The organism is Zobellella sp. An-6 (assembly GCF_052487945.1).
Genome location: NZ_CP199259.1, coordinates 1,557,442 through 1,571,009, shown reverse-complemented (window position 1 = coordinate 1,571,009; position 13,568 = coordinate 1,557,442). Strand labels below are relative to the sequence as shown.

General features: G+C 64.9%; 10 protein-coding genes. 6 read left to right on the top strand and 4 right to left on the bottom strand.

Going from position 1 to position 13,568, the window contains the following annotated elements:
- The first annotated feature begins 356 nt into the window (after window positions 1-356).
- Together ACT7DK_RS07310 and ACT7DK_RS07305 are read left to right on the top strand one after the other, a co-directional pair.
- The gene (locus tag ACT7DK_RS07310; RefSeq protein ID WP_445397766.1) at window positions 357-3,140 is read left to right on the top strand and encodes a multicopper oxidase family protein; all 2,784 of its coding nucleotides are present in this window, start codon (window positions 357-359) and stop codon (window positions 3,138-3,140) included.
- Window positions 3,141-3,206: 66 nt separating this feature from the next.
- Window positions 3,207-4,250, top strand: a complete 1,044-nt coding sequence (locus ACT7DK_RS07305; RefSeq protein ID WP_445397764.1) for an SCO family protein — start codon at window positions 3,207-3,209, stop codon at window positions 4,248-4,250.
- A 12-nt stretch (window positions 4,251-4,262) separates the two neighbouring features.
- Here the strand turns inward: ACT7DK_RS07305 and ACT7DK_RS07300 are convergent, their stop codons facing one another.
- Entirely contained in the window at window positions 4,263-4,607 is a 345-nt protein-coding gene (locus ACT7DK_RS07300; protein WP_445397762.1) for a hypothetical protein, read from the bottom strand.
- A gap of 120 nt (window positions 4,608-4,727) precedes the next feature.
- On the opposite strand from ACT7DK_RS07300, the gene asnS reads away from it, so the two are divergent.
- From asnS to ACT7DK_RS07280, 4 genes are all read left to right on the top strand, one after another.
- A complete protein-coding gene (gene asnS / locus ACT7DK_RS07295) occupies window positions 4,728-6,128 on the top strand; it encodes an asparagine--tRNA ligase (RefSeq protein WP_445397760.1) in 1,401 nt (466 codons plus the stop codon).
- Between the two features lie 469 nt (window positions 6,129-6,597).
- Complete coding sequence (locus ACT7DK_RS07290; protein WP_445397758.1) at window positions 6,598-8,274, top strand: LytS/YhcK type 5TM receptor domain-containing protein; 1,677 nt, start codon at window positions 6,598-6,600, stop codon at window positions 8,272-8,274.
- The gene (gene btsR, locus ACT7DK_RS07285; protein ID WP_445397756.1) at window positions 8,271-8,984 is read left to right on the top strand and encodes a two-component system response regulator BtsR; all 714 of its coding nucleotides are present in this window, start codon (window positions 8,271-8,273) and stop codon (window positions 8,982-8,984) included. The genes ACT7DK_RS07290 and btsR overlap by 4 nt, the downstream gene beginning before the upstream one ends.
- A 148-nt stretch (window positions 8,985-9,132) precedes the next feature.
- On the top strand, window positions 9,133-10,560 hold the full coding sequence (locus tag ACT7DK_RS07280) for a carbon starvation CstA family protein (protein ID WP_445397754.1): 1,428 nt from the start codon (window positions 9,133-9,135) through the stop codon (window positions 10,558-10,560).
- A gap of 202 nt (window positions 10,561-10,762) precedes the next feature.
- Here ACT7DK_RS07280 and ACT7DK_RS07275 read toward each other — a convergent pair whose 3' ends face one another.
- From ACT7DK_RS07275 to ureG, 3 genes are all read right to left on the bottom strand, one after another.
- Window positions 10,763-12,055 (bottom strand): NCS2 family permease, encoded by a 1,293-nt coding sequence (locus ACT7DK_RS07275; protein WP_445397752.1) that lies wholly within the window; start codon window positions 12,053-12,055, stop codon window positions 10,763-10,765.
- A gap of 303 nt (window positions 12,056-12,358) precedes the next feature.
- Window positions 12,359-12,910 carry a HupE/UreJ family protein gene (locus ACT7DK_RS07270; RefSeq protein WP_445397750.1) on the bottom strand — a complete coding sequence of 184 codons (552 nt, stop codon included), beginning with the start codon at window positions 12,908-12,910 and terminating at the stop codon, window positions 12,359-12,361.
- Between the two features lie 2 nt (window positions 12,911-12,912).
- Window positions 12,913-13,566: an urease accessory protein UreG gene (ureG, locus tag ACT7DK_RS07265; protein ID WP_445397748.1), complete on the bottom strand. Its 654-nt coding sequence runs from the start codon at window positions 13,564-13,566 to the stop codon at window positions 12,913-12,915.
- Window positions 13,567-13,568 lie beyond the last annotated feature (2 nt).

Below are 13,568 nucleotides of genomic sequence, written 5' to 3'. Positions count from 1 at the left end.
CTGCAACTGGCGTTTTTTCGTCTATTCCCGGACCGGCAGCCCGCCCCCGTTTGTGGGGACATATCCCCACAAACGGGGAAAATGGCCCTCGCCATCCCTTCATCCGCACCCACGGCGTGCCGCTGCCGTGCCAGCACGGCCGAAGTATCCGGGAATGGCGCGCTCCTTGCTGGAGATCCCGATGGCGGTGCCCGCTTGCGGCCGCCGACAAGGCCATTAACGGCCAACAGGGAGAAAGCCACGGCGTCCGGGCACGGCCGGCGCCATGGCAACAATGACGGCGCCCGCTCCGGGCGCATCGAGAGGCGAAAGGCGTGGCATGCCAGGGACGGCATGCCCGGCGGAGGATGACAAGAATGAACAGCAACACAACCCCGATACAAGGACTGCAATACACCGGCATCGCCGCGGCGGTGCTGCTGACCCTGGGCCTGGCCAGCGCCGCCCCGATCGACGACGTCGGCCCGCCACCGCCCACCGATCCGTCCGCCTTCGTCGATCCGCCGGCCGACAACGCCGCCGCGCTGGCCGAGCTGCTGACCCTGCCGGTGGCGAATCAGGGCGCATTGGAGCTGCCCAACAACCAGTATGGCGATCGGTATTACCCCAACAGCGAAAACGTGCTGCCGCTCGAGGAACAACCCTCCTTCGACTATCCCTCCGAGGGACCGGCCAGCCCCTTGTTCGGCGCCAAGCCCTTCTCCCAGCCCATGTTGCGCTTCGAGGAGTTAGGCATGGAAAAACTGGATCCCACCGTCCGCGTTGGCAAGGTCCACTTCCCCGGTCCGGTCAAGGGACCCAGGCCCGCCCAGGATCCCTTCGATTATGCCCGCAGCAGCCCCAACGGCGACCACCTCGACGCCTTCCTGGGCCAGCCCGGCTTCCGCCCCTTCCCCAGCCAGTTTGCCAACGTGCTGGACCGTAACCCCTGGCAGCCCCGGATCGAGCGCTTCCTCAACCGCAGCCTGGTCGGCGCCCCCGCCGAGGGCCGCCCCCCCGGCAAGGGCTGGTCGCACCAGCGCTGGAACGAGTTCTATCCCCAGGTGGCCTTGAAGACCGCCCAGGTCGGTGCCCGGGTCAACAACGGCCTGCGCGACGCCATGCAGTCCCACCGCTACAGTCAGGGCGAATTCGCTCCCGGCGGCCTGTATCACAAGACCACCGGCACCGTCGCCAGCCGCGGCACCACCCGGGGCATCGACATTCGCTTCCATCCCGACATGCCGGTGCAGAACCACAAGTCGCTCTGGACCTTCGACGGCACCCTGCCGCCCAAACTGCTGATGGCCCGCCACGGCCAGCCCATGCTGCTGCGCCATTACAACGCCCTGCCCATCGATCCGGCGGCCAACCGCGGCTTCGGCCTGCACACCCTCACCACCCATCAGCACAACGGCCACGTGCCGGCGGAGAGTGACGGTTTCGCCAACGCCTTTTTCTTCCCCGGCCAGTTCTACGACTACCGCTGGCCGCTGCAGCTGGCCGGTTACGACAGCATCAACACCACCGCCGAGGATCCCCGCGCCGCCTTCCCCTGCGAGCCCGGCGAAACCCTGTGGGTCAACGACGCCAACCCCGGCCTCAAGCACTGCGACAACGGCAGCATCCGCATCCGCGGCGACTGGCGCGAAACCCTGAGCACCAACTGGTTCCACGACCACATGCTCGACTTCACCGCCCAGAACGTCTACAAGGGCAACGCCGCCATGATGAACTACTACAGCGCCGTCGACCGGGGCAACGAGGCCTTCGAGGACGGGGTCAACCTGCGCTTTCCCAGCGGCACCGCCCGCAGCTGGGGCAACCGCGACTACGACGTCAACCTGATGATCGCCGACAAGGCCTGGGACAGGCAGGGCCAGCTGTGGTTCAACCCCTTCAATACCGACGGCTTCCTCGGCGACCGCATGCTGGTCAACTGGCTGTACAAACCCTATCTCGACGTGCGCGCCCGTAGCTACCGCTTCCGTATCCTCAACGGCTCGGTGTCCCGCTACTTCAAGCTGGCCGTGGTGCGCAAAATCCAGGGCACCAATGGCGAATTCCCCGGCCCCGACGGCACCAATTACTCCTATGAACGGATGCCTTTCCACCTGATCGCCAACGACGGCAACGTCATGGAGCACGCCGTGCCCTTCGACGGCAGCCTGGACCTGGACGGCGACGGTGATCTGAGTGACCACCACGGCGTCCTGCCGGCGCTGGCCGTCGCCGAGCGCTACGACATCATCATCGACTTCGCCAAGCACGGCATCAAGCCGGGCGACAAGATCTTCTTCGTCAACCTGATGGAGCACATCGACGGCCGCAACCCCGAGGCGGTGATCCCCCTGGCGGATGTGCTGTCCGGAAAATACAAACCCACCATCAGGAAAACGGACAAGGGGCTGAGATGGAGAGACGGGGATCCCGCGATAGGGACCTTCCTGCGCCTGAACGTCAAGCCCTATGGCGGCCAGGATCTGAGCATGAATCCCTATGAGTACGAACCGGCCAAACCCGGTCAGCCGGCGGGCAAGAAGATGATCCCGCTGCCCATCGATCGGGATGATCCGGAGATGCTGGCCAAACTGGCCCAGGCCCGTACCCGGACCTTCGAGTTCAGCCGCTCCGACGGCACCGACGAAAATCCCTGGACCATAGAAACCGACGACGGCTTCGGCTACGCCATGGATCCCCGGCGCATCTCGGCGGCGCCCCAGCTGGCCACCGGCCCGACCGACGCCGGTTTCAGCGGCGACGCCACCCTGGAGGTATGGACGCTGGACAACGGCGACGATCCCGACAACAGCTGGAGCCACCCGATACATGTGCACTTCGAGGAAGGGGTGATCCTGAGCCGCAACGGCCAGACGCCGCCGGAGTGGGAAAAATGGGCACGCAAGGACGTGTTCCGCCTCGGCGTGGAGGACGAGGCCTCTCAAGTCATCGAGATAGCCTTCCACTTCCGGGAGTTTGCCGGCACCTATATGGAGCACTGCCATAACACCCAGCACGAGGACACCGCCATGCTGATGCGCTGGGATCTGGAGCACCCGGGCCAGTTCCAGCTGATGCCCACCCCCCTGCCCAGCTGGGACGGGGTACGCTATGTGGACTCGGTGGCCCTGCCCACCGCCCGCAACAGGGAAAGAAGGTAGCAGCGGATCGGGGTGGCGGTCAGGGTACCGCCACCCCGGGCCTGGAACGGAAGCCAAGGAGGAAGCATGCGGAACATACATCGCAAAACAACGCTGTCGGCACGGGTACTGCTCATCGCCTGCTGTACCATGATATGGCTCGCGCCGGTGAGGGCCGAGACGCCCTGGGGAGCCGACTATTTCCCCAATACACTGCTGGTCAACCAGCATGGGGAAGAGGTCCGCTTTTTTGACGATCTGCTCAAGGACAAGGTGGTGGCGATCAACTTCATCTTTACCAGCTGCACCGACTCCTGCCCGCTGGAAACCGCCCGCCTGAAGCAGGTACAGGACCTGCTGGGCGACAGGGTCGGCCGGGACATCTTCTTCTATTCGATCACCATAGATCCACAAACCGACACCCCGGAGGTGCTCAGGCAGTACGCCGAACGATTCCGGGTCGGACCCGGCTGGCAGTTCCTGACCGGCGACGAGCAGGATATCGATCGGTTGCGCCAGAAGCTCGGCCTCTTTATCGAGGGAGTCGACGACAGCCCCAACAACAACCACACCATCACCATGATCGTCGGCAACCAGAGTACCGGCCGCTGGATGAAGGCCTCGCCGTTCGAGAATCCCTACATACTGGCGGACCGGCTGGGCAACAGCCTGCACAACTGGAAGCAGGCGGTGGCGATGGACAACAGCTACGAGGAGGCGCCCGAGCTGCGCGCGCCCTCCACCGGTGAACAGCTGTTCCGTACCCGCTGCTCTTCCTGCCACACCCTGGGCGATAACGAGCACGCGGGCATGCGCGGCATAGGCCCGGATCTGCTGGGGGTGACCCGCAACCGGGATCCCGCCTGGCTGGTCCGCTGGATCAAGGAGCCCGACCGCATGCTGGAAGAAAAGGATCCCCTGGCCCTGGCCCTGTACGAGCAATACAACCGGGTGTCGATGCCGAACCTGCGCCTGAACGACACCCATGTTCACGCCCTGCTGGCCTATATCGAGGAGGAAACCGAGCGGCTGATGCCGGCCGAGCCCGAGCCGGCCCCCATGGATCACAGCGCCCACCACCAGGGCGGTGATGGCGCTCATCATGATGGCCATGGCGACCACCAGCACTGAGGCCGATGGGGTTCAGGAAGGGTAAAGATAGAACAGCAGCAGGGTAAAGGTGGCGGCCGAGGCCAGCATCACCAGGTACACCTTGAGGAACTGGCTGTGGCGGCGGCCCCTGAGGTGCACCAGGGTGAAGGTGGTCACCGCCAGCCCCAGCGCCCCCCAGATACCGACATGGAACCAGTAGGTGGGCAAGCTCAGCCAAGTGGTCCTGACGTCGACTTCCAGGTATTTCAGGTAACCGAATTGCTGCTCGGGGCGGCCGTAGTGGAACAGCACCAGCAGCAACAGGTAGAGGGCCCAGCCCCCCAGGGTCATGCCCGCCAGCAGCCGTCCCAGCCAGTCTGTGCGTCGCTGTACCATGGGCCACCTCCACGCTCATCTTTTGCTTGAGTCCTGAGGCTACAAGGGTAACATTAGCCCCCTTATGTATAGTCTATCGGCCGGGCGCCGATTTAGTTTAAAGCTGGAGAGCGATTCAAGATGACCCACGCATCCGTAACCGATGTGCTGGCGGGCAAATACCCCGTTGGTACCACCCTGACCGTTAAGGGGTGGATTCGTACTCGCCGTGACTCCAAGGCGGGCATTTCGTTTTTGGCGGTACACGACGGCAGCTGCTTCCATCCGGTGCAGGCCGTGGTGCCCAATAACGTGGCGAATTATCAGTCCGAAGTGGTGCGTCTGACTACCGGCTGCTCCGTGGAAGTGACCGGCACCGTCGCCGCCTCCCAGGGCCAGGGCCAGGACTTCGAACTGCAGGCCACCGAGATCAAGGTGGTGGGCTGGGTGGACGACCCCGACACCTACCCCATGGCCGCCAAGCGCCACTCCATCGAATACCTGCGCGAATACGCCCACCTGCGCCCGCGCACCAACCTGATCGGCGCCGTGGCCCGGGTGCGCAACTGCCTGTCCCAGGCCATTCACCGCTTCTTCCATGAGCGCGGCTACATCTGGGTGGCCAGCCCCATCATCACCGCCGCCGACACCGAAGGCGCCGGCGAGATGTTCCGGGTATCCACCCTGGATCTGCACAACCTGCCGCGCACCGAGAAAGGCAATGTGGACTTCGGCGAAGACTTCTTCGGCAAGGAAGCCTTCCTCACCGTGTCCGGCCAGCTGAACGGCGAAACCTACGCCTGCGCCCTGAGCAAAATCTATACCTTCGGCCCCACCTTCCGCGCCGAAAACTCCAACACCAGCCGCCACCTGGCCGAATTCTGGATGATCGAGCCGGAGCTGGCCTTCGCCGACCTGAACGACATCGCCGCCCTGGCCGAAGACATGCTGAAGTATGTGTTCCGGGCCGTGCTGGAAGAGCGCATGGACGACATGAGCTTCTTCGCCGAGCGGGTCAACAATGAGGTGATCACCCGGCTGCAGGATTTTGTGGAAAAAGACTTCGCCCAGGTGGATTACACCGACGCGGTGCGCATCCTGCAGGAGAGCGGCCGCACCTTCGAGTTCCCGGTGGAATGGGGCATCGACCTCTCCTCCGAGCACGAGCGCTACCTGGCCGAGGAGCACTTCAAGGCGCCGGTGGTGGTGAAAAACTACCCGCGGCACATCAAGGCCTTCTACATGAAGCTGAATCCGGACGGCGAAACCGTGGCGGCGATGGACGTGCTGGCTCCCGGCATCGGCGAGATCATCGGCGGCTCCCAGCGGGAAGAGGTGCTGGAAGTGCTCGACCGGCGCATGGAAGAGATGGGCCTGAACAAGGAAGACTACTGGTGGTACCGGGATCTGCGCCGTTACGGCACCGTGCCCCACTCCGGCTTCGGCCTCGGCTTCGAGCGCCTGGTGGCCTACGTGACCGGCATGGCCAACGTGCGCGACGTGATCCCCTTCCCCCGCACCCCGCGCAACGCCGAGTTTTAACCGGCTGGTTGAGGATTCCCCCGGCTGCGCCGCCGGGGGGTTGTTGTAGGGTCCATTTCAATGGACCTTTCCACCACCGGCGTTGGAAGGTTGGTCGACTGGAGTCGACCCTACATGACCCGGCGCCGGGCTTTGGTCTGGAGCGCAGACGGCCCGCCTGCCTTGCCGCGCAGCGGCAACCCTCGTGCCCGCTCTATCACATCATCCCCGCGCCTTTTTTGTCATCCCCGCGAAGGCGGGGATCCATAAAGCCGGCTCGATTTTTCTGCCCGCCGCCCTGGACTCCCGCCTTCGCGGGAGTGACGAGAGGGAGGCGGGAGTGACGGAAAGTCGCGGGAATAACGGGAAACCTGGCGGCTCTGCGGGGCAATGCAGACTGCATTTACTTGTCGCCGCTCAGGGTCGACAATAGCCCCCTGAACCATGCCGGCCACAACCGTGGGCGGAGCGAGTCCGAGGAGCCTTGCGGATGTTGTTGATCCTCTCCCTGCTGCAGCAGATGAGCGTCTTTCTGGTGATCGCCTATCTGTTTTCCAAGTCTCCCCTGTTCAGGCCCGTGGCCAACGACGCCATGCGGTTTCAGCACAAACTACTGATTTATTTTGTGTTTTCAGGCTTCTGCATCATGGGCAGCTACTTCGGCCTGGCGGTGCAGGACGCCATCGCCAACACCCGGGCGGTGGGCGCCGTGCTCGGCGGCCTGCTGGGCGGGCCCGTGATCGGCTTTCTGGTCGGCCTCACCGGCGGCCTGCACCGCTACTCCATGGGCGGCTTTACCGACCTGGCCTGCGCCATCTCCACCACCCTGGAGGGCCTGCTGGGCGGCCTGGTGCATTACTGGCTGGTGAGGAAGGGCGATATCACCGCCCTCTTCTCCCCGCGCATCGCCTTCTTCACCACCCTGGCGGCGGAGGCCATGCAGATGGGCACCATACTGCTGGTCGCCCGCCCCGTCGAGCAGGCCTGGGCCCTGGTGCAGGTGATCGCCCTGCCCATGCTGCTCGCCAACGCCACCGGCGCGGCGCTCTTTATCAGCATGATCCGCGACCAGAAGACCATGCATGAAAAATTCTCCAGCGCCTATTCGGCCAGGGCCCTGGCCATCGCCCGCCGCACCGTGGGCATCATGGCCAGGGGCTTCGGCCGGGAGTCCGCCGAGCAGATCTGCCGCATACTGCACCAGGAGATCGGGGTCGCCGCCGTGGCCATTACCGACCGGGAAAAGATCCTGGCCTTCACCGGCCTGGGCCACGAACACCACCGGTCGGGCACCCCCATCTCCTCGGCCCTGACCCTGGAGGCGATAGCGGATCAGCAGGTGAAGTTCGCCGACGGCTACCGGACACCCTATGCCTGCTCCCTCGCCGCCGACTGCAAGCTGGGCTCGGTGCTGGTGATCCCCATCAAGGGCTGCAACGGCATCCTCGGCACCATCAAGCTCTACGAGCCCAAGAAACGGCTGTTCCTCAAGATCAACCGCACCCTGGGTGAAGGCATCGCCGAACTGATGGCCCACCAGATCCTCAGCGGCCAGCTGGAGCGCCAGCAGCAGTTGCTGACCCAGGCCGAGCTGAAGCTGGTCCACGCCCAGGTCAATCCCCACTTCCTGTTCAACGCGCTCAACACCATCGGCGCCATCATCCGGCTGGATCCGGACAAGGCCCGGGCCCTGCTGCTGCACCTGTCCCATTTTTTCCGCAAGAACCTCAAGCGCTCCGGCGAGCGCACCACCCTGAAGGAAGAGCTGGAGCACGTGAAGGCTTACCTGGCGATAGAGCAGGCCCGCTTCAGCGACCGGCTCAGGGTCGGCTTCGATGTGCCCGAGGCCCTGCTGGGGCAGCAACTGCCCACCTTCACCCTACAGCCGATCATCGAGAACGCCATCAAGCACGGCACCTCCACCCTGCTGGAGCAGGGCGATATCAGGGTGGAGGCGCGACGGGAAGGCGAACAGATACGGCTGCGGATCACCGATAACGCCGGCAACTACCAGCCCGCCCCCCAATCGGACGGGCTCGGCCTCGGCCTGGTCGATAAAAGGGTCAAATCCCTCTATGGCGACCAGTACGGGGTACAGATAGAATGCGAGCCGGAACAGTGGACCCGGGTCACGGTGTCACTGCCCGTTACGGAGGCCACCCCATGATCAGTGCCCTTATCGTCGACGACGAACCCTATGCCCGCGCCGAGCTGGCCGAGCTGCTGCGCGCCGAAAACGTCACCGTGCTGGCAGAAGCCGGCAACGCCCTGGAGGCGCTGGCCCTGCTCAACCGGCTGCAGCCCGATGTGGTCTTCCTCGACATCCAGATGCCCAAGGTCAGCGGGCTGGAGCTGCTGGCCCTGCTCGATCCCGCCCGCCTGCCCCGGGTGGTGTTCGTCACCGCCTTCGACGACTACGCGGTGCAGGCCTTCGAGGACAACGCCTTCGACTACCTGCTCAAGCCCGTAGCCCCGGCCCGGCTGCACAAGACCCTGGCCCGGCTGTCGCAGGCGCTGGCGCCCCAGGATCTGGCGGCGGTGACCCCGCCCCTGCGGATGGTGCCCTGCTACCAGCACCAGCGCATCCGCCTGGTGCCCATCGACGAGGTGGAGTACGCCTATTCGGATCTCGGCGGCGTCCACCTGGTGACCGCCGAGGCCACCTACCATGCCCAGCTCACCCTCAAGGCGCTGGAATCGCGCAGCCCCCTGCTGCGCATTCACCGCCAGTACCTGGTCCGCGGCGAGGCGATCCGCGAGATCACCCTGCTGGACAACCACGCCGCCGAGCTCAAGACCCGCCATGGCCACGCCCTGCCGGTCAGCCGCCGCTACCTGAAGTTTCTCAAGGACCATTTCGGCTTCACCGCAACGTGATAGCGCTCACCTTCCGGCCCGGCTCCGGAAGGGGGCCTCGCCGCTCGGCGGGCCATATGACCGCTCACCCAATAAGGCCGGGATTTTACCGGCCGGCTCCTTACACTGCATAACGTTAACAACCCGTTCACAGACAAGGAGCAGTGTTATGACGTGGCTTTTACTTTGCATCGGCCTCTTGATTGCCGGTTACTTCACCTACGGAAAGTTCATCGAGCGCCTGTTCGGGCCCCGGCCCGAGCTGGATACCCCTGCGGTCACCATGGCCGACGGGGTCGACTATGTGCCCATGTCGGACAAGAAGGTCTACCTGGTGCAGTTGCTGAACATCGCCGGCCTGGGCCCCATCTTCGGCCCCATACTGGGCGCCCTCTACGGCCCCGTGGCCATGCTCTGGATCGTATTCGGCTGCGTCTTCGCCGGCGCCGTGCACGATTACTTTTCCGGTATGCTGTCGGTCAGGGCCAGGGGCGCCTCGGTGCCGACCGTGGTCGGCCAGCAACTGGGTAGCTTCGCCAAGCACTTTATGAATATCTTCGCCGTGCTGCTGCTGTTGCTGGTGGGCGTGGTGTTCGTGCTCGGCCCGGCCAAGCTGCTGGGTGATCTCTCCGGCACCACGGTGGCCGCCTGGGTCGCCGCCATCTTCGCCTATTACATCATCGCCACCCTGGTGCCGATCGACAAAATCATCGGCCGCCTCTACCCCATCTTCGGCGCCCTGCTGGTATTCATGTCGGTGGGCCTGCTGCTGGGCCAGTTTGCCAGCGGCAACGGCTTCCACTCGGGCGGGCTGGACTTCGGCAACCTGCATCCGGACGGCCTGCCCCTGTGGCCACTGCTGTTTATCACCATCGCCTGCGGCGCCGTGTCCGGCTTTCACGCCACCCAGTCCCCGCTGATGGCCCGCTGCATGCAAAACGAACGCTCCGGCCGCTTTATCTTCACCGGCGCCATGATCGGCGAAGGGGTGATAGCGCTTATCTGGTGCAGCCTCGGCATTTCCTTCTATGAAAGCCCGGAGGCGCTGAACGCGGTGCTGGCCAGCGGCGGTCCGGCCGCCGTGGTGCACCAGGTTTCCACCAGCCTGCTGGGCATGGTGGGCGGCGTGCTGGCGATACTGGGCGTGGTGATACTGCCGATCACCTCGGGCGACACCGCCTTCCGCAGCGCCCGCCTGATCATCGCCGACTTCCTCAAACTGCCCCAGCAGTCCCTGCCCAAGCGGCTGCTGATCGCCCTGCCCATGTTCGTGGTCGGCTACCTGATCACCCAGGCCGAGTTCGGCGTGATCTGGCGATACTTCGGCTGGGCCAACCAGACCACCGCCATGATCATGCTGTGGGCCGCCGCCGCCTACCTGGCCAGGGAAGGCAAGCTGCACTGGGTATGCACCCTGCCCGCCATCTTTATGACGGCAGTCACCTTCACCTACCTGGCCCATGCGGAAATCGGCTTCGGCTTAGGTATGCAGCCGGCCACCCTGATCGGCCTGGGCGTGGCCCTGGCCTTCACCGTCGCCTTCCTGCTGAAATACCGCCCGGCCGGCACCCCGGCCACGGTGGAAGAGCAGCCCTGATACGACTCAGGCCATCACGCAAAAAGCCCCGGCAGTCCGGGGCTTTTTTGTGTTTGCCTGGGGCTGTGGGAGCCGTAGGGTTGAATTTATTCGACCGAACCCGGCGCCGGTGGTGGAGGTCCATTGAAATGGACCCTACAGCCTCCTCCCACAGCGCCGGCCCGTAGGGTCGACTTCAGTCGACCAGGCCCCCGGCGCGGGGTTACAACCCTACCGCAAACTTCACCACGAAGAGCAGGGCCAGCACCCAGACGGTGGTACTGATCTCGGCGGCCCGTCCGGACAGCAGCTTGACCCCGACGAAGCTGATAAAGCCCAGCGCGATGCCGTGGGCGATGGAGAAGGTAAAGGGCATCATGGCCACCACCACCACCGCGGGCACCGCTTCGGTGATGTCGTCCCAGTGCAGGTGGCTGAGCTGGGCCATCATCAGCACCGCCACGTACACCAGGGCACCGGCGGTGGCGTAGGCCGGCACCATGCCAGCCAGGGGCGAGAACAGCAAGGCCAGGATAAACATCAGGCCGGTGACCACGGCGGTCAGGCCGCTGCGCCCGCCCACCGCCACCCCGGCGGCGCTTTCCACGTAGGAAGTGGTGGTGGAGGTACCCAGCATGGAGCCGGTGATGGAGGCGGTACTGTCGGCCAGCAGGGCTCGGCCCAGGCGCGGCAGCCGGCCCTGCTCGTCCAGCAGCTTGGCGCGCTGGGCCACGGCGATCAGGGTGCCGGAAGTATCGAACAGGTCCACAAACAGGAAGGCGAAGATCACCGACAGCATGCCCACATTGAAGGCGCCGGCGATATCCAGCTGCATAAAGGTCGGCAGGATGGACGGCGGGGCGGACATGATGCCCGTATACTGCACGTCGCCGAAGGCGATGCCCAGGCCGGTGATCACCAGGATGCCAATCATCACGGCGCCGCGCATGCCGCGTGCCGCCATGCCGATGATCAGGAAGAAGCCGAGCACCGCCAGACCCACCGGCAGGCTGGTAACATCGCCGAGCGACACCAAGGTGGCCGGGTGATCCACGATGATGCCGGCGTTTTTCAGGCCGATCAGCGCCAGGAAGAGGCCGATGCCGGCGGCGATGCCGATCTTCAGCGGTGCCGGTATGGAGTTGATGATCCATTCCCGTACCTTGAACAGGCTGAGCAGCACGAAGATGCAGCCGGAGAAGAACACCGCACCCAGGGCGGTCTGCCAGCTGTAGCCCTCGGTAAGCACCACCGTATAGGTGAAGAAGGCGTTGAGCCCCATGCCCGGCGCCAGGGCGATGGGGTAGTTGGCCAGCAGGCCCATGATCAGGCAGCCGATGGCGGCGGCCAGGCAGGTGGCCACGAAGACGGCGCCGCGGTCCATGCCCGCATCGGCCAGGATGGCCGGGTTGACGAAGATGATGTAGGCCATGGTGAGGAAGGTGGTGATCCCGGCTACCACCTCACGGCGCACGTCGGTATTCAATTCCTTTAAATGAAAATATTTTTCAAGCATGGGGGATTGCTCTGAACAGGTTGTTGGAATAGGAAATTATCGACTCAAAAGGGGCCTTTGGCAATGACAGGACCGGCCAGCTGACCGGCGGGACAGGGTGGACCGCGGCGGGCGTCCATCACCTCTGCCGACCCGGCGCCGTTGTCCAGTTGAGTGCATTTTGCCCTGGATCCCCGCCTGCGCGGGGATGACGGCGTTGGGGCCACACCCGCCGCTCGTCCCCTGCGCAGGCGGGCGCGGGAGTCCACAGGGTCTTGCGGGCGGTCGCCATTATCCGGCTTTGCACCACCCGGGCGATGCCTCTTATATCGCCGCGATCAGCCCGGCGCCGGCCATGGCGGCACCGGCGATGCGCACCGCGGTGGCGTGGACTTTGCCGGCGGCCAGCCAACCGGCGGCGTGCAGCAGGGCGGTGGCGGCCACGAAGCCGGCGAAATAGCCCAGCGCCGAGCCGTGGGCCGGCAGCTCCAGGCCGTGGGCGTTGCCGTGGAACAGGCCGAACAGGGCGCACAGCCCCAGGGCCAGGCCGGTAAAACCGGTGACGCCGGCGGCCAACATGCCCCCCAGTACCACCAGCGAGGCGAGAATGCCCGTTTCCACCCCGGCCATGCCGACCCCGCCGATGCCGAGGAGGGCCCCCGCCACCATGGCCGCCACGAAGGCCAGCGGCAATTGCCAGGCCTTCTGCTCCCGGCCCAGCACCGCCAGCATGCCCACCGCCACCATGGCCAGCAGGTGATCCCAACCGAACAGCGGATGGGTGAAGCCGGACACCAGGCCGTGATCGCCGTGGCCCGGGTGGGCGAAGGCGGCGGCGGGGGCCAGGGTCAGCAGTACTATCAGTGCTCTGTTCATGGTTATGCTCCTTCCTTTGTGGTTGTTATGGCAACGTCGGCGGGCAGCGGGCGCAGCATGCCCTGTTGCTGGATAAACTGGATGATGTCGCCCAGGCCGTCGCCGCGCATCAGGTTGGTGAAGACGAAGGGGCGCTCGCCGCGCATGCGTCTGGCGTCCCTGTCCATCACCTCCAGGGAGGCGTTGACCATGGGTGCCAGATCGGTCTTGTTAATGATCAGCAAGTCGGACTTGGTGATGCCGGGGCCGCCCTTGCGGGGGATCTTGTCGCCGGCGCAGACGTCGATCACATAGAGGGTGAGATCCGACAGCTCGGGGCTGAAGGTGGCGGAGAGGTTGTCGCCGCCGCTTTCCACCAGCACCAGCTCGAGCCCGGGGTGGCGCTCCTGCAGGGTGTCGATGGCCGCCAGGTTCATTGAGGCGTCCTCGCGGATGGCGGTGTGCGGACAGCCGCCGGTTTCCACCCCCATGATGCGATCCTCGGCCAGCGCTTCGTTGCGCAGCAGGAATTCGGCATCCTCCTTGGTATAGATGTCGTTGGTGACCACCGCCAGATCGTAGTGATCCCGCAGGGCCAGGCACAGCTGGCGCAGCAGCGCCGTCTTGCCCGAGCCGACCGGTCCGCCCACACCTACGCGTAAACATTGTGTACTCATGA

What these genes read in the sequence shown, in the direction of transcription:
- btsR (WP_445397756.1), top strand. Translation starts at nt 8,271, where the DNA reads ATGATCAGTGCCCTTATCGTCGACGACGAACCCTATGCCCGCGCCGAG.
- ACT7DK_RS07290 (WP_445397758.1), top strand. Translation starts at nt 6,598, where the DNA reads ATGTTGTTGATCCTCTCCCTGCTGCAGCAGATGAGCGTCTTTCTGGTG.
- ACT7DK_RS07305 (WP_445397764.1), top strand. Translation starts at nt 3,207, where the DNA reads ATGCGGAACATACATCGCAAAACAACGCTGTCGGCACGGGTACTGCTC.
- asnS (WP_445397760.1), top strand. Translation starts at nt 4,728, where the DNA reads ATGACCCACGCATCCGTAACCGATGTGCTGGCGGGCAAATACCCCGTT.
- ACT7DK_RS07300 (WP_445397762.1), bottom strand. Translation starts at nt 4,607, where the DNA reads ATGGTACAGCGACGCACAGACTGGCTGGGACGGCTGCTGGCGGGCATG.
- ureG (WP_445397748.1), bottom strand. Translation starts at nt 13,566, where the DNA reads ATGAGTACACAATGTTTACGCGTAGGTGTGGGCGGACCGGTCGGCTCG.
- ACT7DK_RS07270 (WP_445397750.1), bottom strand. Translation starts at nt 12,910, where the DNA reads ATGAACAGAGCACTGATAGTACTGCTGACCCTGGCCCCCGCCGCCGCC.
- ACT7DK_RS07275 (WP_445397752.1), bottom strand. Translation starts at nt 12,055, where the DNA reads ATGCTTGAAAAATATTTTCATTTAAAGGAATTGAATACCGACGTGCGC.
- ACT7DK_RS07310 (WP_445397766.1), top strand. Translation starts at nt 357, where the DNA reads ATGAACAGCAACACAACCCCGATACAAGGACTGCAATACACCGGCATC.
- ACT7DK_RS07280 (WP_445397754.1), top strand. Translation starts at nt 9,133, where the DNA reads ATGACGTGGCTTTTACTTTGCATCGGCCTCTTGATTGCCGGTTACTTC.